The sequence below is a fragment of the Streptomyces sp. NPDC043908 genome, assembly GCF_056435525.1.
This window is the reverse complement of the sequence record NZ_JBWKEI010000009.1, coordinates 116,207-133,462: the sequence shown is the minus strand read 5'-3', so window position 1 is coordinate 133,462 and position 17,256 is coordinate 116,207. Positions and strand designations below refer to the sequence as shown.

General features: G+C 73.3%; 14 protein-coding genes. 10 read left to right on the top strand and 4 right to left on the bottom strand.

Features of this window, described 5'->3' with window-relative positions:
* Window positions 1-30 precede the first annotated feature (30 nt).
* A complete protein-coding gene (locus AC069K_RS20850; RefSeq protein ID WP_478618355.1) occupies window positions 31-843 on the bottom strand; it encodes a DUF6415 family natural product biosynthesis protein in 813 nt (270 codons plus the stop codon).
* Window positions 844-1,210: 367 nt separating this feature from the next.
* Between AC069K_RS20850 and AC069K_RS20845 the strand changes: the two genes are divergently transcribed.
* Together AC069K_RS20845 and AC069K_RS20840 are read left to right on the top strand one after the other, a co-directional pair.
* Entirely contained in the window at window positions 1,211-1,951 is a 741-nt protein-coding gene (locus AC069K_RS20845) for an XRE family transcriptional regulator (RefSeq protein WP_365112856.1), read from the top strand.
* Window positions 1,952-1,955: 4 nt separating this feature from the next.
* Entirely contained in the window at window positions 1,956-2,429 is a 474-nt protein-coding gene (locus tag AC069K_RS20840) for an NUDIX hydrolase (protein ID WP_365112859.1), read from the top strand.
* Between the two features lie 417 nt (window positions 2,430-2,846).
* Here the strand turns inward: AC069K_RS20840 and AC069K_RS20835 are convergent, their stop codons facing one another.
* Entirely contained in the window at window positions 2,847-3,086 is a 240-nt protein-coding gene (locus AC069K_RS20835) for a hypothetical protein (protein WP_358833966.1), read from the bottom strand.
* Between the two features lie 351 nt (window positions 3,087-3,437).
* Here AC069K_RS20835 and AC069K_RS20830 point away from each other — a divergent pair, with 351 nt between their 5' ends.
* A complete protein-coding gene (locus tag AC069K_RS20830; protein WP_478618348.1) occupies window positions 3,438-6,125 on the top strand; it encodes an RICIN domain-containing protein in 2,688 nt (895 codons plus the stop codon).
* A gap of 31 nt (window positions 6,126-6,156) precedes the next feature.
* Here AC069K_RS20830 and AC069K_RS20825 read toward each other — a convergent pair whose 3' ends face one another.
* Together AC069K_RS20825 and AC069K_RS20820 are read right to left on the bottom strand one after the other, a co-directional pair.
* Window positions 6,157-7,416: a GAF domain-containing protein gene (locus tag AC069K_RS20825; protein WP_365112865.1), complete on the bottom strand. Its 1,260-nt coding sequence runs from the start codon at window positions 7,414-7,416 to the stop codon at window positions 6,157-6,159.
* A gap of 140 nt (window positions 7,417-7,556) precedes the next feature.
* On the bottom strand, window positions 7,557-8,684 hold the full coding sequence (locus tag AC069K_RS20820; protein ID WP_365112868.1) for a helix-turn-helix transcriptional regulator: 1,128 nt from the start codon (window positions 8,682-8,684) through the stop codon (window positions 7,557-7,559).
* 230 nt (window positions 8,685-8,914) lie between these two features.
* Between AC069K_RS20820 and AC069K_RS20815 the strand changes: the two genes are divergently transcribed.
* The 7 genes from AC069K_RS20815 to griH all read left to right on the top strand — a co-directional run bounded on the left by AC069K_RS20815 (window position 8,915) and on the right by griH (window position 17,054).
* Window positions 8,915-10,333, top strand: a complete 1,419-nt coding sequence (locus tag AC069K_RS20815) for an FAD-binding oxidoreductase (RefSeq protein ID WP_478618343.1) — start codon at window positions 8,915-8,917, stop codon at window positions 10,331-10,333.
* Window positions 10,330-10,971 carry an NADPH-dependent F420 reductase gene (locus AC069K_RS20810; protein ID WP_358833961.1) on the top strand — a complete coding sequence of 214 codons (642 nt, stop codon included), beginning with the start codon at window positions 10,330-10,332 and terminating at the stop codon, window positions 10,969-10,971. Before AC069K_RS20815 ends, AC069K_RS20810 begins: the two co-directional genes overlap by 4 nt.
* Window positions 10,972-11,114: 143 nt before the next feature.
* Window positions 11,115-12,302 (top strand): MFS transporter, encoded by a 1,188-nt coding sequence (locus AC069K_RS20805; RefSeq protein WP_365112875.1) that lies wholly within the window; start codon window positions 11,115-11,117, stop codon window positions 12,300-12,302.
* A 177-nt stretch (window positions 12,303-12,479) separates the two neighbouring features.
* On the top strand, window positions 12,480-13,430 hold the full coding sequence (locus AC069K_RS20800) for an AfsR/SARP family transcriptional regulator (protein WP_365112877.1): 951 nt from the start codon (window positions 12,480-12,482) through the stop codon (window positions 13,428-13,430).
* Between the two features lie 255 nt (window positions 13,431-13,685).
* Window positions 13,686-15,062: an aspartate kinase gene (locus AC069K_RS20795; protein ID WP_478618337.1), complete on the top strand. Its 1,377-nt coding sequence runs from the start codon at window positions 13,686-13,688 to the stop codon at window positions 15,060-15,062.
* Between the two features lie 22 nt (window positions 15,063-15,084).
* A complete protein-coding gene (locus AC069K_RS20790; RefSeq protein ID WP_365112882.1) occupies window positions 15,085-15,933 on the top strand; it encodes a 2-amino-3,7-dideoxy-D-threo-hept-6-ulosonate synthase in 849 nt (282 codons plus the stop codon).
* Between the two features lie 14 nt (window positions 15,934-15,947).
* Window positions 15,948-17,054, top strand: coding sequence for a 3-amino-4-hydroxybenzoic acid synthase (griH, locus tag AC069K_RS20785; RefSeq protein WP_365112885.1), 1,107 nt, complete (start codon window positions 15,948-15,950; stop codon window positions 17,052-17,054).
* Window positions 17,055-17,256 lie beyond the last annotated feature (202 nt).

The following is a 17,256-nucleotide window of genomic DNA, read 5'->3' as shown; positions in this document are numbered from 1 at the left end:
TCGTGACCAACAGCGGCCGGGGGCGGGTGGTTATCGGGCGACGGCCGACGCATCCAGCTCGCGCAGCAGATCCACCTGCTCCAGGCAGCACCGCGCCAGGCGCTGCACATGGGCGTACTGGCGGGCCAGGTTCACCGAGGAGCAGTCCTGGGCCAGATGCTCGTGAGCACGCGCGATCATGACCGGGGCCCGGGACCGTGTCCGGTCGGACAGAGGCAGCCGGGCCACCGCGTCCTCAAGGACCGGCAGCACGACCATCAGACACCCGCGTGCCCGCATCACCGAGTCGGACGCGTCCTCGTACGTAGGCTCGCTGGTGCACTGCTCGGCCAGGAGCTTGCGGCAGGTCTGCTCGATGCTGCCCAGCTCCGGGCCTGCGGATCCGAGCTCGCCGCGCTGGTCAAGGAATGTCCGAGCCAGGCGGATCAGCTCAGCGACCCCCGCCGGATCGCACCAGTCCTCGCGGTGCTGGGGCGGGCGGACCCAGTACGCGCCCGGGCGGCCTGTGCGGTCGATCGCGGGAACACCGAGCCAGGTCCCGGGGTCGAGGCGGAAGGCGTCCAGCGCCTTGAGCTGGGTGCAGGCTCCGACCTCGACCAGGGCGTAGTACCAGCGGCCGGGCTGGTAGGCGTCGTGAATGACGGGTCCGTCGAGGAGTTCCCCGAGGATGGCGGCGACCGTCTCGGGTGCGCTGCCGGCCGCTGAGTGGACGATGTCCGAGGACAGGCGTACGGCGTCGAAGGCGCGTCCCGTGGGGATCAGGGCGATCCCGCCCGTGCTCCACTCGCGGCGGGCCGCCTCGGGGGCGGGGTGTGCGGAGGCGAGCCAATCGGCGGGCGTCACGATGTCGCCTCGGCCACAGCCGCACAGCTGTGGTGTACGTACTGGATCTCGACATTTCCGTACGCGCTGACCGTCATGGTTGCGGGGATGCCGGCGCCTGGCTCGTCGCACACCGCGCACCGGCGGTATTGGGTCGGGTCCGGGGGGACTGCCCGTGGTGCGCCCGAGACAGTACGGTCCATGATGTCGACTCCTTCACAGTCGGCCACGCCCCGGGACCGTTCACGCGGTCGCCGGGGTTTTGTCGGTACAGCGATCGTCATAGCGGGCGCCAGGACGGGGGAACCTCCCTCAACGAACACTCCAGGACGTCCTGAGTGGGGTACAACGTCCCTACGGGTGGTGGCGGTTGGTGCGGGAGGAAGTCATGCCGAATGAGCGTCTCCGCGCTGCGCTGGCGGCAGGGGGGCACACCTACGAGAGCCTCGCGAAGCAGGTGCGAATCGACCCCAAGAGCGTCGAGCGTTGGGTGCGCTTGGACCGGGTGCCCCGCCGGACTACCGCAGTGCAGGCGGCCGAACTGCTCGGGGAGGATGTTCACGCCCTGTGGCCCGCGCTGCGACAGCCGCGAAAGGCACGCACCATCGGACCAGAGTTGGCGGGCCTATTCCAGCGGCGCGCCGACCTGCCGATATCTGCCTATGTCGATCTGTTCGCCCAAGCGAGGCGGCACCTGGACGTCCTGGTTTACGCGGCGGTGTTCTTGCACGAGGGTTACCCGCGGCTGAGCGACCTGCTGGAGGAACGCGCCCGCGACGGCTGCCGGGTACGCATCGCGCTCGGTGATGCGGGCAGTGAAACCGTGCGGCGCCGCGGCCAGGAAGAGAGATTCGGGCACGGCATCGAGTCCCGGTGCAGACTGGCCCTCATGCACTACCGGCCGCTGCTGGCCGTGCCTGGCATCGAGGTGCGCACTCATACGACGACGCTCTACAACTCCATCTACCGGGCAGACGATCAGATGTTCGTCAACGGGCACGTATGGGGAGTCAACGCCTACGACGCCCCCGTGTGGCACCTCCGACGGGCGGAGGACGGCGGCCTGTTCGACACCTACGCAACCAGCTTCGCAGCCGTGTGGAACACGTCCAAGCCAGTGGAGGAGTAACGGGATGTCCCGCCGTACCGAGTACTACGACGACCCCGCCGCGCCCAAGCCGAACAGCCTGGTGGTGGCAGCCTCGGCGGTCGTCACCGACGGGCAGGGGCGCATCCTGCTCCAGCGGCGCCGGGACAACGACCTCTGGGCGCTGCCCGGGGGCGGCATGGACATGAACGACTCACTGCCGGGCGCCGCCGTCCGGGAGGTAAAGGAGGAAACGGGGCTCGACATTGAGATCACCGGGCTCGTGGGCACCTATACCGACCCGCGGCACATCATCGCCTACTCGGACGGTGAGGTACGGCGCCAGTTCAATGTGTGCTTCCGGGGACGTGTCATCGGCGGCACATTGGAGATCTCGGACGAGTCGACGGAACTGCGGTGGGTGAAGGTCGCCGAGCTGGACGCGCTGCCGATGCACCACACGCAGCGTCTCCGCCTTCAGCACGCGTGCGAGCGTCAGGGCGGTCCGTACCTCGGATGAGCAGGCGTGCTCGACGCACGGGGAAGGGCCCTCCTCCCGCCTGAAGGCGCGAGGGGGCGTTGACGCCTACTGCTTGCGGGTCGGGTCCAGCCCGATCCCGCGACGAGCGCCTACCGGGACGGAGAGGTGTTCACCGGCGTCCTCAAGGCCGCGGCTCCCTTCCCGGTGGAAATCGACCTCGGCCACATCTGACCCACCAGCCGGACCAAGCGGCTCGCCTCGCTTTACTGGCCAGCGGGAACACAGCATCGCCCGGCAGCGCCATCTCGCCGCGACCGCGCTCCCAGCGCTCCCCACGCATGAGGCGAGCCCGAGCCTCACCACCCCGCCAGATTCCGTACCGCAGTCCTCGGCAGGACCCGTCGGCAGGACCCCGGCCCGGCCGCGTACACCCGCACCCCGCGCGAGCCCGCCCGCCTACGCATCCTCCACATGCCCGCACGACGCGCAGACCCAATAGTCCCGCTGCGCCCACATCGTGCGTCGGCACCGGCCGCAGCCACGGGTCTGGATCCCGTGGGGGCCGAGCGGTGGTGGGTCCGGGGTCGTCGCGGCGTACTCGACGATCTGGTCCCGGACCCGATCGTCCGTGGTGGCGGCCATCCGGAGCAGGCGGGCGGTGCGGCTGCGGGCCTCGTCGGCGAAGTCGGTCGTCATCTCGGGAGCAGGTTACGGGCGGCCGGGCCGGGGGCGGGCCGCGTACGGGACGTTCACCTGATTGTGTCGCGCTCGCGATCGCGGACGTACCGCTGCCGGGCCGGTCAGGTCCGAGGGTCGGCTCCGAGGCGACGGCTCCGGGGGACGGTCGTGGATGGCCGGCCGACGTCGTTGAGGGCGCTCAGAAACCCGCCCCCCGAAAAGTCCCCCCAAGAAACCCCTCCCCACGGCAACCTCCCCCCACCCCAGCGACCACTGACCACTGACCCCCAACCGGATCCGATCGACAAGTCCCGCTCGTCGGCGATCCGTCTTGTCCCTGGTGTACGGCCGCAAGGAGATCGACCCGCCGTGAATGAACCCCTACGCAGATCCGTGGACACCCGCACCCCCGGCCCCCGCGCCCGTCGCGGGCGCCACCGGCGTCGTTGGACCGCTACCGGGCTGATGCTCGGCGTGCCGGCCATCGTGCTGCCGTACTTCCTGTTCGTCCAGGACGACTCGCAGGCCGCGACCGTCGACGCTGACGCCTACTACCAGCTGGTCTCCGTGCGCAGCGGCAAGGTGCTGGACGTCAACGCGTTCTCCACCGCCGACGGCACCCGGATCCAGCAGTGGACCGACCAGCACACCGCCAACCAGCAGTGGAAGCTGAAGTCCGCCGGGGGCGGTTACTACGAGCTCGTCAACCGCAACAGCGGCAAGGTGCTCGGCATAGCGCGCGACTCCACCGCGAGCGCCGCCGCCGCCGAGCAGCAGACCGACCGGGCCGCCGCCTCCCAGCAGTGGCGGATCGACGACGCGGGCTCGGGGGCCGTCACCCTCACCTCCCGCCGCAGCGGGCAGGTCCTGGACGTGCTGGGGGGTTCCTCCGCGGAGGGCGCCGCCGTCGTCCAGTATCCGGGCAAGGGCAGCACCAACCAGCAGTGGAAGCTGGTCAGGGTCGGCGAGGCACCGGCCACCGGGAGCGGGAGTGGGAGCGGGAGCGGGGCAGCAACCGCCGCCGCCGGGCCGTACACCTGGAAGAACGCCCAGGTCGTCGGCGGCGGTTACGTCACCGGCCTGGTGTTCAACCCGCGCGAGAAGGACCTGCTGTACGCCCGTACCGACATGGGCGGCGCCTACCGCTGGGACGCCGCCGCCGCGCAGTGGATCCCGCTCACCGACTGGATCGGCGAGAAGGACTGGAACCTGCTGGGCATCGACTCGCTGGCCACCGACCCCGTCGACCCCGCGCGGCTCTACCTCTCCGCCGGCACCTACACCAACGAGTGGGCGGGCAACGGCGCGATCCTGCGCTCCACCGACCGGGGCCGCACCTTCCAGCGCACCGATCTGCCCTTCAAGATCGGCGGAAACGAGGACGGGCGCGGCGCCGGGGAGCGGCTCGCGATCGACCCCGCGCATCCCGGGACCCTGCTGCTGGGCACCCGGAAGAACGGGCTGTGGCGCAGCACCGACCACGGGGTGACGTGGGGGCAGGTCTCCTCGTTCCCGGTGAAGGGCGGGGCGGGCAGCGGCGCGGGCGTCTCCTTCGTGACGTACGGGCCCGCCGGGAGCGGGACGGTCTACGTCGGTGTCGCCGACAAGTCCGCCTCCCTGTACCGCTCCACCGACGGCGGCGGCACCTGGCAGGCCGTCCCGGGGCAGCCCACCGGGCAGTTGCCGCAGCACGGTGTGGTCTCCGGTGACGGCTCGCTGTACCTGACGTACACCGACGCCCTCGGGCCCAACGGCGTGACGGGCGGCTCTGTGTGGAAGTACGCGCCGAAGGGCGGCGCCTGGAAGAACGTCTCCCCGTCGCGGGGCAGTTACGGGTTCTCCGGTCTCGCCGTCGACCCGCGCAAGCCGTCGACGGTGATGGTCACCACCCTCGACCGCTGGTGGCCCGAGGACGAGATCTACCGGACCACCGACGGCGGGGCGAGCTGGAAGGCCCTGGGCTCGACGTCGGTACGGGACGCCTCCGCCGCTCCCTACGTCGGTACCGGCATCGGGCACTGGATGACCGCCCTGGCCATCGACCCCTTCGACTCCGGGCACGTGCTGTACGGCACCGGCAACGGCATCTGGGGCAGCAAGGACGCCGACGCCGTCGACAGCGGCCGCACCAGCCACTGGACCGTGGGCGCCCGGGGGCTGGAGGAGACCGCGCTGGCGGACGCGGTCGCCCCGCCCGGCGGCGCCGCCGTCATCACCTCCATGGGCGACCAGGGCGGCTTCCGCCACGACTCGCTCCAGGTGCCCGGCGCGCAGGTGAAGAACCCGGTGATGACGAACAGCACCGACATCGACTTCGCGCAGTCCAACCCCTCGGTGATGGTCCGCGTGGGCCGGGGCGGCGCGCAGGACGGGGCGTACTCCGCCGACGGCGGCCGCACCTGGACGGGCTTCGGGTCGGAGCCGGTCGGCAGCGCCCACAGCGGGCAGGTCGCGCTCTCGGCGGACGGTTCCGTCATCGTCTGGACCGAGGCCGGTCAGGCCCCGTACCGGTCGCTGGACAAGGGCAGGACCTGGTCGCGGGTCGGCGGGCTCGGCACCGGTGCCGTCGTCGTCGCCGACCGCTCCTCGGCCAAGACCTTCTACTCGCTGTCCGGCGGCACGCTCCACGCCAGCACGGACGGGGGCGCGACCTTCTCGGCCCGCGCCACCGGACTGCCCGAGGGCCGGCTCGCGGCCGTTCCCGGTGTCGCCGGGGACCTGTGGGTCTCCGGCGGGGGCAAGGGGCTGCTGCACTCCACCGACGGCGGCCGTACGTTCGCCCCGGTCGCCGGGGTGCGGTCCGCCTCCGCGCTGGGCTTCGGCAAGGCCGCGCCCGGCGCCTCCTACCAGGCGCTCTATCTGATCGGTACGGTCAAGGACGTCGCCGGAGTGTTCCGCTCCACCGACCGGGGCGCGAGCTGGCTGCGCGTCAACGACGACGCCCACCAGTGGGGCAACTTCGCCGGCACCGGCGTCGTCACCGGTGACCCCGACGTCTACGGCCGTGTGTACGTCGGCACCAACGGGCGGGGACTGCTGTACGGCGACCCGTCCTGACGCCGCGGCCCCGGCGGGGCCGCCCGGCGCCTCACGCGCAATGACTGTCGAACCCCCCGACCCCCGCCGCTCCTCTCCCCGTCCCGACCCCGACCGCGAGCGCCACCGCCTGGGCCGCGTAGGCGAGCATCCGCTCGCCCTCGGGGGTGAGGGCCGTGCGGGGGCGGGCCAGGACGTGGCCCAGCCAGGTCGGGCCCGCCCAGATCGCCGCCTGCCAGGTGTCGTGGTCGAGGAGCTGGGGGGTGCGGGGGGCCGGGGCGGGGGCGGGGAGGTCCGGCCAGGGGTCCTCGCGGCCCGCCAGGACGCGGCCGCGGTGGTCGCGGACCAGGATCTCGGCGTCGAGGAGCACCCCCACCTCCGCCGCCAGGCCCGCCACGCCCCGGCCGGCCAGGGCGAAGCCGATGATGTGGTCGCGTACCGCCTCCAGCGAGCGCTCCTTCAGGATCGTCTCCATCGCCAGCGCGCTGTGCTCCTCCAGCTTGGCCACCTCGGCGTTGTAGAGCTCCAGCCACTGGGCCTTGTCGACGGCGGCCGCCGCCAGGTCCGCGAGGGAGCCGAGGAGGGCGGCCTCGTCGGGCTCGAAGTGGCGTACGTCCCGGTGCGCGGCGTACAGCACGCCCACCGTGCCGCTGGCGTGGTGCAGGGGCAGCGCCAGCACCGAGCGGATGCCCTCGCGGGCGATCGCCGCGTCCAGGGCCGCGTCGTGCTCGATCCGGGTCTCCGCGTGGTAGTCGGGCGTCCAGAAGGGCGCGCCCGTGGCCCTGACCACCGCCCCGATGCCGTTCTCGCCCGAGAGGTGCAGGCCGATGTGGAGGGAGGTGGTGGCGCCCGCCGACGCCCGTACCACCGAGTCGCCCGAGCCCGTGGTGAGCAGGGCCACGAACGCCATGTCCACGTGGAGCAGCGCCCGGGTGCGGTGGGCGACCGTCTTCACCAGGCCGTCCACGTCGCAGGACGAGGCCAGTTCGCGGGCCGTGTCCAGCAGGGCCGCCAGGTCCGCCTCGCGCCGGCGGCGGCGGTCGAGCAGGCCGTGGACCGTACGTCCCAGGCGGCCCGCCCGGTGGACGAGGGCCAGCTCCTCCGCCGTCGCGCCCCGGTCGTGGGCGTGCAGCAGGACTTCCTCCATGGCGTCCAACGGCGCCTGGGCCGCCAGGAGTTCGAGGATCCGTAACGCTCCCCCGCTGCCGTCCCCGCCGTGCTCGCCGCCGGGCTCCCCGTGTGCCGCCGCAGCCGCCGTGCCCTTCGCCACCACAAGCCTCCCCCCGGACGCGTCGGCCTCAGCGATACGCATCGGCGACCCCCCTCAGCGTTCCGCGCCCAAGATATGTGCGCGTTGTGTGGAGGCGGAAGGGGGGAGTCATGGTGATCCGGCGATCGGGCCCCCGGTCCGCGCCCCCGGGGCGCGGCGTCCGGCCCGCCCGGCGCGCCCCCTCACCCCCACACCCGCTGCTCCGACTCCTCCCCCAGCGGCGCGTAGTGCTCGGTGAACAGCTTCGCCACCAGTTCGCCGCGGCTGGACACCCGGACCTTCTCGAAGATCGCCTTCACATGGTCGCGGACGGTGTGCGGCGAGAGGAACAGTTTCCCGGCCATCTCCGCGGTGCCCAGACCGCGCGCGATGTGCTGGGTGATCTCCAGTTCGCGGTCGGTCAGTTCGTACGCCTTCACCATCAGCGGGGCCACCTCCGAGATGGAGGCGCGCTCGATCACCACGGCCGACGCGCCCAGTTCGCCGTCCGCGCCGCGCAGGCAGGACGCGTGGCAGGCCAGCCAGCGGCCTCCCCGGCTGCGCACCCGGACCCGCGCCACGCCCTTGTCCCAGCCCGCCGCGATCGCCCGGGCCTTGCTCGCCGTGCTGTGCATCCAGGCCGGGACCGCCACCCCCAGCGGGGTCGGGGTCGAGGGGCCGGGCAGCAGGTCGTCCAGGAGTTCGCGGGCCTCGTCGTTGACCGACAGGAGACCGCCCGAGGCGTCGAAGAGCAGCAGGCCGGGGCCCGGACCGTGGCTCGGGGTCGGCTCCGCGGACGGTTCGGTGAAGGACCGCAGCCGCCGGGCCATCGCGGCGGAGAGCTCCTTGACCACCAGCGCGTCGTCCGCGCCGAACGCCGGCGCGCCCTGCGCCCGGAAGAGGCTGACCTGACCCCACGGGTGGCCGCCGACCCGCAGCACGGCGCGCAGCTCGTCGTCGAGGCCGCGCGGCGCCAGGAAGTCGCGGTAGAGGGTGCTGCGGCCGGGCAGTCCTCCGGTGGCCTCGCGCAGTCCCGCCACCGGCAGCGGCGCGCGGGCGAGGTCGCGGAAGAGGTTGATGTTCTCGGTGAGCAGCTCGGACTCCCAGTAGACCGAGCAGCCCTCCTCGGTGAGGTTCTCCACCCGGATCGGCGAGGTCATCATCCCCGTCACCGGGTCGGTGGCCCGCCACACCGAGGCGTCGTACGGGATGAGGCGGCGCAACTGCTCGGAGGCGGTCGCGAACAGGGCGAGGGCGTCGGGGGCCGCGCCGATGGCCGTCAGGAGCGTGTCGATGGCGTGGGTGGTGCTCGCGTTCCTGGGCACGGTCACGGGCCGGTACTCCTCGCTCGCCACCCCTCGCGTGCGGGTGGGCCTCGTCGGGTGCGCGTCTGCCCCTCCATGCTCCCGCACCCGAACGCCCCGCACACCCCCCTCAGTTGAGGGGGGCGGTGCCCCGGCAACACCTTGTTCTCGGGATGTCGCCCCGGGGTCCGCGCCGCCGACGATGGGACACGCCGGCCCCGCCCCCCACCCCGCGCCCGATTGAGGAGGCACCCCTCGTGCGACCTGCCGTGCAGCACCCCCCGCACCTCCCCGCCGACCAGGTGGCCGCGCTCGCCGCGGCCGTACGGGGGCCGGTCCTCCTTCCCGGGCAGGACGGGTACGCGCGGGAGGGCGCGGGCTTCAACACCCTGCTGGAGCACCGCCCCGCGCTGGTGGTGGGCGCGACCGGGGCGGCGGACGTGGTGGCGGCGGTCCGGTTCGCCGCCGGGCACGGGCTGCCGGTCGCGGTCCAGGCCACCGGCCACGGCGTGGCCCGGGCCGCCGACGGCGCGGTGCTCGTCTCCACCCGCCGGATGACCGGGCTGCGCATCGCCCCGGACCGGGGCACCGCGCGGCTGGCCGCCGGGGTGCGGTGGGAGCAGGTCGTCCACGAGGCCGCCGTCCACGGCCTGGCCCCGCTCAACGGCTCGTCCCCGCTGGTCGGCGCCGTCTCGTACACCCTCGGCGGCGGCCTCGCGGTGATGGCCCGCACCTTCGGGTACGCGGCCGACCACGTCCGCGGCCTCGACGTGGTCACCGCCGACGGTGAGCTGCGCCAGGTGGGCCAGGAGCGGGAGCCCGAGCTGTTCTGGGGGCTGTGCGGCGGCAAGGGCAACTTCGGGATCGTCACCTCGATGGAGATCGGCCTGATGCCGGTGCCCCGGCTGTACGGCGGGGCGCTCACCTTCGACGGGGCGGCGGCCCCGGCCGTGCTGCCCGCCTGGCTGGACTGGACGGCGTCGGCGCCCCTGGAGATGAGCTCCTCGCTGGCGCTGGTCCGCTTCCCCGACGACCCGGCGCTGCCCGGCGAGGTCCGCGGCCGGTTCGTCGTCCAGGTGCGGATCGCGTTCACGGGCACGGCCGCCGAGGGCGCCCGGCTGGTGGCGCCGCTGCGGGAGTCGGGGCCGCGCGTGCTCGACACCGTACGGGAGATGCCGTACACGGACGTCGCCTCGATCCACGGCGACCCGACCGAGCCCTACCCGTACCACGAACGCACCCTGATGCTCGGCGGACTGGACCGGACGGCGGCCGGACGCCTGCTCGCGGCGGCCGGGCCGGACTCCGGGTGCTCGCTCGGCCTGGTGGAGCTGCGCCACCTCGGCGGGGCGCTGAGCCGGCCGGTGCGGCACGAGAACGCGGTGGGCAACCGGGACGCGCGCTTCTGCCTGCTCACCGTCGCCCCCGGCGGGCCGCGCCCGGCCGGACCGGGGCAGGACGACCTGCTCCTGGAGCGGCTGGCGCCCTGGGCGACCGGCGGGAAGTACCTCAACTTCCTGGACGCCTCGGCCGGTGACGACCAGGTCCGGGCGGCCTTCACCCCCGAGGCGTACGCACGGCTGGGCGCGCTCAAGGCGCGGTACGACCCCGCCAACCTCTTCCGCGTCAACCACAACATCGCCCCGGCGGCCCTGGCGAGCGAGGTGCCGGCGTGAGGATCGGGGTGGTCGGCGCAGGGCCCATGGGCCGGGCCGCGGCACGGCAGTTCGCGCTCGCGGGCGAGACCGTACGGCTCGCGGACCGCTCCCCGGAGCGCGCGGTGCGGGCGGCCGCGGCGGCGGGCGCGGGCACCCGGGGCCGGGTCGAGGCCCATGACGTCGAGGGCGTCCTGGAGGCCGACCTCATCACGCTCGCCATGGGCAGCGAGGACACCCTCGCCTTCGTCACCCGGCACCGCGCCGCGCTCGCCGGGAAGATCCTCATCGACACCACCAACCCGGTGGAGGAGGCCGGGGCGGCGGCGCTCGGCCGGGCGGGCCCCAGCATGACCGAGCTGATCGCCCGGGCCGCTCCGCAGTCCTCCGTGGTGAAGGCGTTCAACACCACGTGCGCGGCCACCCTGTTCGCCGGGCGGGTCGACGGCGCCCATCTCGACGTGTTCGTGGCGGGCGACGACTACAGCGCCAAGATCCCGGTCATCGAGCTGATCGACCGGGCGGGGCTGCGCGGCCTGGACGCCGGCGATCTGCGCAACGCGCACGTCCTGGAGCAGATGGCGCTGCTGTGCCGGGAGCTCATCGAGCGGCTCGGCCTGGGCCGCGACGCCGGGATCAAGCTCCTGCCCGACGGATGAGGAGGCCCCCGCCCGCCCCTGTGCGCATCCGCGTCCGCGCCCGTACGTCCGTATCCGTAACCGCATCCGCGCCCGTGTCCCGCCCGGCCCCCTCCCCGACGGGCGGCCCCCGTCCCCTGACCGCACCCTCCGAAGGAGTCACCGTGCGTCTGCGCCTACTCGTCCTCGCGTTGGGAAACTTCGCGATGGGCGTCGACACGTTCATCATCGCGCCGATCCTCGACCCCATGGCCGACGACTTCGGCGTCTCCCGCACCACCGCGGGCTGGCTGATCACCGCCTTCGCGCTGGCGTACGCGATCGGCGGGCCGCTGCTCGCCGCCGCCACCGGCCACCGGCCGCCCCGCCGGCTCCTGCTCGGCGCGCTCGGCGTCTTCGCGGTCGGCAACGCGCTCACCGCGGTGGCCGGGGACTACTCCTGGGCCATGGCGGGGCGGGTGGTGGCCGGCGCCGGGGCGTCCATGTACACCGCCAACTCCCTGGCCGTGGCACGGGCGATGGTGCCGCCCGAGCGGGCCGGGCGGGCGGCGGCGCTGGTGGTGGGCGGGCTGACCGCGGCCATCGTGCTCGGTCTGCCGCTGGGCGCCTGGCTGGGCGACCAGGCGGGCTGGCGCGCGGCGCTGTGGCTGGTGGTGGGGCTCACCGCGGCGGCGACGGCCGGGATCGCGGCGACCGTGCCACGGCTGAAGGGGCAGGCGGCGACGACCCTGCGGGCCCGGCTCGCCCCGCTCGGGCAGCCGCGCGTCCTGGTCACCCTGATCGCCACCTGGCTCTGCCTGAGCACCAGTTGGACGGTCTACAACTACATCGACGAGGTGATGGACGAGGCGACCGGCGGCGACGCGGGCCGCACCTCGCTGATCCTGCTCTGCTTCGGCATCGGGGCGGTGTCGGGCAACCTGCTCACCGGGCGCCTCACCGACCGGATCGGACCGGTGCGGACCATCACCGTCGCCGCCCCGCTCCTGGTCGCCGCCGCCACCCTGACCCCGCTGCTGTCGACGTCGCTGGGCGCGGGCCTCGCGATGGCCGTCGCCTGGGGCGTCTGCCACTGGATGATCAACGTGCCGCAGCAGATGCGGCTGGTGGCGACCGCGCCGCAGTCCGCGCCGCTCCTGCTCGGCCTGCACCAGAGCACGATCTACATCGGGATCAGCACCGGGGGCGTGGCCGGGGCCGCCGGCTACTCCGCCGACGGCGCCACGGGCGTCGGCTACGCGGCGCTCGCCGTGGGGATCGTGGCGCTGGGCGTCCTCGCGCTCTCCCTGCGGATCAACCGGCCGGCCGCCGCCCCCGCCGCGCCCGCTCCCACCGCCGCCCCGGCCCGGTAGAGGGGGCGCGCCACGACCGGCTCCACGGGTACTCCACGGGCCATCTGAAATCCTTGCCGAAGACGTTCCGCCCGGCCGCCGCATCGGCCGGGCCGGAATGGTTGCCCCTGGCGGCCGAAACGACCTCCAGAGGCCGAAAAGAGATGCTAGAACGCCGACTTGGGGAGGGCTCAGCCAATGCAGTCAGCGGGAAACCCGGCATTCACTTTCCGAATACTCGGTCCACTGGAAGTCGAATGCGCGGGCCGAAAGGTCCGCCTCGGTGGATTCAGACAACAGGCACTGCTCGCCACGCTCTTACTGGAAGCCGAACACGTCGTACCGATCGAACGGCTCCTGGAGGCCATCTGGGAGGACACCCCGCCCGCCTCCGCCAAGGGGCAGGTGCGCATCTGCGTCTCCGCCATCCGCCGCCAGTTCGTCGGGGCGGGCGTGGGGGACCTCATCGAGACGCATCCGGCCGGGTACCGCATCCGGGTGCCGAACACCGCGCTCGACCTGGCCCGGTTCGCGCACCTGGCGGCGCTGGGCCGCTCGGCCGCCCGCGACGGGCAGCCCGAGCAGGCCGTCGACCTGTTCCGCTCGGCGCTGGCGCAGTGGAAGGGACCGGTGGCGGCGGGCCTGGAGAGCAGGGTGCTGCGCCAGGCCGCGACCATGCTGCGCGAGGAGCAGCTCTCCGTCCTGGAGGAGTGCGTCGACCTGGAGCTCCAGATGGGGCGGCACCGCAAGGTCGTCGGGGAGCTGTACCGGCAGGTCGCCGAGAACCCCTACCGCGAGCAGATGTGCGCCCAGCTCATGCTCGCCCTGTACCGCTCGGGGCGGCAGGCCGACGCGCTGCGGCAGTTCCGCGAGACCCGGACGCTGCTCTCGGCGGAGCTGGGCATCGACCCCGGGGAGTCGCTGCGCACCCTGGAGCGGGCCATCCTGGCCGAGGATCCGTCCCTGGAGGCGCCCGGCCGTCCGGCCCCGGTGGAGGCGGGCCGTACGGCTCCGGTCGCGTCCCTGATCCGGCAGGCCTCGCACCGCGCGGTGAAGATGTCCTGGAGCGACCACACCCTGGCGATGCGCACCCGGCTGACCAGTTTGCAGCAGGCCAATCTCCGTCTCCAGGCAACGTTGAAACTCTGACGAAATCGGGTGGGCACCGTTCCCACCAGCGTTTTCCCTCCTGCCCCGTGCCCCCGGCACGGGGCATTTCGCGTCCGGTATCACCGTGCGCCCGGCCGCGATATCCGCGTGAAACCTGGCCGATACGCGTCTTTGGCAGCGTCACCGCCGGTGGGGCCGGACCGGAAGGGAACGGGGAACCGGGAGAAAGCCCCGCCGAAGCCGCGTGAAAGGACTGCTTCATGGCTCTCTCGAACGGCGGAGGTGACCCCTCGCATGGCCCCCTCGCCGCACGACCCGGCCGGACCCGGCCCTGACCGCACCGGCACCCCGGGCCCCGAACACCCCGGGGGCCCGGCACGCCCCGACGGCTCCCCGCGCTCCGACCGGCGCGGGCCCGTGGTGCACAAGTACGGCGGGAGCTCGCTCGCCACGATCGAACAGGTACGTGCCGTGGCGCAGCGGGTCGCGGCCACGCACCGGACCGGCCGTCCGGTGGTCGTCGTGGTCTCGGCCCGGGGGAAGACCACCGACCGGCTGCTCCGGCTGGCCGAGGCCGTCGGGGCGCCCCCGGCCGGCCGCGAGACCGACCAGCTGCTCGCGACCGGCGAGAACGCCTCCGCCGCGCTGCTGGCCATGGCACTGCACCGGACCGGGGTGCGGGCGGTGTCCCTGGTGGGCGCCCAGACCGGCATCCTGGCGACCGGTACGCACGGCCGCGGCGTGATCGTCACCGTGGACACCGACGGCATCGACGAGGTGCTCGCCCGGGGCGCGGTCGCGGTCGTGGCCGGGTTCCAGGGGCTGACCGCCCGGCGCGAGGTGATCACCCTGGGGCGCGGCGGGTCGGACACCACCGCCGTGGCCCTGGCCGCCGAACTCGGCGCCGCCCACTGCGAGATCTACACCGACGTCGACGGGGTGTTCACCGCCGACCCGCGACTGCTGCCCGGCGCCCGCGTCCTGCCGGCCGTCGACGTCGACGTGATGGCCGAGATGGCGTTCGCCGGCGCCCGCGTCATGCACGCCCGGGCCGTGGAGCTGGCGGCGCTGCGCAAGGTCGACATCCACGTCAAGCACTCCGCACGGCCCGGCCCCGGGACCGTGATCGCCGCCAGGGAGGAGACGAAAGCCGACATGCTCGAATCACCGACGACCGTCACCGGAGTGGTCCTCGACGCGGACGTGGCCCGGGTCACCCTGCGCTTCGACGCGGGCGACGCGGACGCGGCGACCGATGTGTTCGCGTTCCTGGCCCGCGAGTCCCTCACCGTCGACATGGCCGCGCTCTCCGACGAGAGCACCGGCGTGAACATCGGCATCACCCTGCACACCGACGACGTGGAGCCGCTGCGGGACTACCTGGAGCGGCGCCCCGGACCGCCGGGCCGGCCGATGGAGTCCGACGAGGGGATCACCAAGCTCTCCCTCGTCGGTACGGGGCTGCTCAGCCGCCCCGACAGCACCGCCCGCATGCTGCGGTGCCTCAAGTCGGCAGCCATCGCGCCCAGTTCCGTGTCCACCTCGCAGATGCGGATCTCGGTGACCGTCCCGGACGGCGACGCGGTACGGGCCGCCCGGGTCCTGCACGACGAGTTCGGCCTGACCGCGCTCACCGCCGGTACGGGCGTCACCGCGTCCGTACCCGCCTGATCCGACCGAGGAGGTTGTGCTGATGTTGCACCATTCGTTCGCACGGCAGTTGCGGCTGCGCAGGATCCACCGCCACGGCGGCGACCGGCTGCTGATCGTCCCGCTGGACCACTCGGTCACCGACGGCCCGCTGACCGGCGGGAAGCGCCTGGACCACCTGGTCGGCCGGCTGGCGGACAACGGCGTGGACGCGGTGGTCCTGCACAAGGGCAGCCTGCGGTACGTCGACTCCGCCCGCTTCGCCCGCACCTCGCTGATCGTGCACCTGAGCGCCAGTACCGTGCACGCCCCCGACCCCAACGACAAGTACCTGGTCGCCAGCGTCGAGGAGAGCCTGCGCCTGGGCGCGGACGCGGTCAGCGTGCACGTCAACCTCGGCTCCGTCCAGGAGCGCCGGCAGATCGCGGACATGGCCGCGGTCGCGGACGCCTGCGACCGGTGGAACGTGCCGCTGCTCGCCATGATGTACCCGCGCGGCCCGAAGATCACCAACCCGCGCGACCCCGCGCTGATCGCCCACGCGGCCTCGCTCGCCGCCGATCTGGGCGCCGACGTCGTCAAGACCGTCTGCGCCGAGACCGTCGCGGAGATGCGCGACATCACCTCCGCCTCCCCGGTCCCGCTCGTCGTCGTGGGCGGCCCCCGGGAGCCCGACGAGGCCCGGGTGCTCGCCTATGTGGACGAGGCGCTGCGCGGCGGCGCCAGCGGGGTGGCGATGGGCCGCAACGTCTTCCTCGCGCCGGACCCCGGGGCCATGGCCGCCAAGGTCGCCCGGCTCATCCACCCCGTACCCGTACCGCATCCGCACGACCGGCCCGCGCCCGGCGCGGTCGCCGACGCCTCCGCCGTACCGCTGACCCCCGTCTCTTAAGAGGAGTTCGCCCCATGAAGCTCAGCTGGCTCGACGCCCGTTCGCTCGGCGAGGCCAAGGAGGCCATCCTCCAGGAGGCCCTGCACTACCGGCTGGAGGGCATCGTCGCCGACGACCCCGCCGACCTCGCCGACCTGCCGCCGACCGTCACCAAGGTGCTGTTCCCCCAGGGCAAGCCGCTGCCCGACGGGTTCGGGGACGCGTCCGTGGTCATCGTGGACCCGGCCCGGCACGGCATCACCCCCGCCGAACTCGCCCTGAAACACCCGGAGGTGGAGTTCGGGCGCTTCGTGGAGATCGTCGACGCGCCGACCCTGGAGGACGCCTGCGAGTCGGCGCGCACCGAGAAGTGGAGCGTGCTGCTCTTCCGCGACCCCACCAAGATCCCGCTGGAGATCGTGATCGCGGCGGCGGCCCGCGCCACCGGCAGCATGATCACGGTGGCCAAGGACGTCGAGGAGGCCGAGATCATCTTCGGTGTCCTGGAGCACGGCTCGGACGGCGTGATGATGGCGCCCGCGGCCGTCGGCGACGCGGCCCACCTCAAGGCCGCCGCCACCGCCGACGTGCCCGACCTCAACCTGGTCGAGCTGGAGGTGCGCCACACCGAGCACATCGGCATGGGCGAGCGCGCCTGTGTGGACACCTGCACGTACTTCCGCGAGGACGAGGGCATCCTGGTCGGCTCGCACTCCAAGGGCATGATCCTGTGCGTCAGCGAGACGCACCCGCTGCCGTACATGCCGACGCGGCCGTTCCGGGTCAACGCGGGCGCGATCCACTCGTACACGCTCTCCAAGGACGAGCGGACCAACTACCTCAGCGAGCTGAAGGCCGGCAGCAAGGTCCTCGCCGTCGACATCAAGGGCCAGACGCGGCTCGTCACGGTCGGCCGGGTCAAGATCGAGTCGCGGCCGCTGATCTCGATCGACGCGGTGGCGCCCAACGGGCAGCAGGTGAACCTGATCCTCCAGGACGACTGGCACGTACGGGTCCTGGGACCCGGGGGCGTGGTGCTCAACAGCACCGAGCTGAAGCCCGGGGACAAGGTGCTCGGGTTCCTGCCGAGCGAGGACCGGCACGTGGGTTACCCCATCGACGAGTTCTGCCTGGAGAAGTAGCGATTCGCTGCGCTGTGCGGGGCGCGGGATGCGTCGTCGTTCGTCTGCGGGCCGGCGCGGGCTGGTCGCGCAGTTCCCCGCGCCCCTCAGGTAACACGGGCGCGGGGGGGGCCTGGCGCACCGCCGCCCCCCCCCCCCCCCCCCCAAAAAAAACCCCACCCACCCCCCCCACACCGCTCGTCTCCCAACGGCCCCCCTCCCC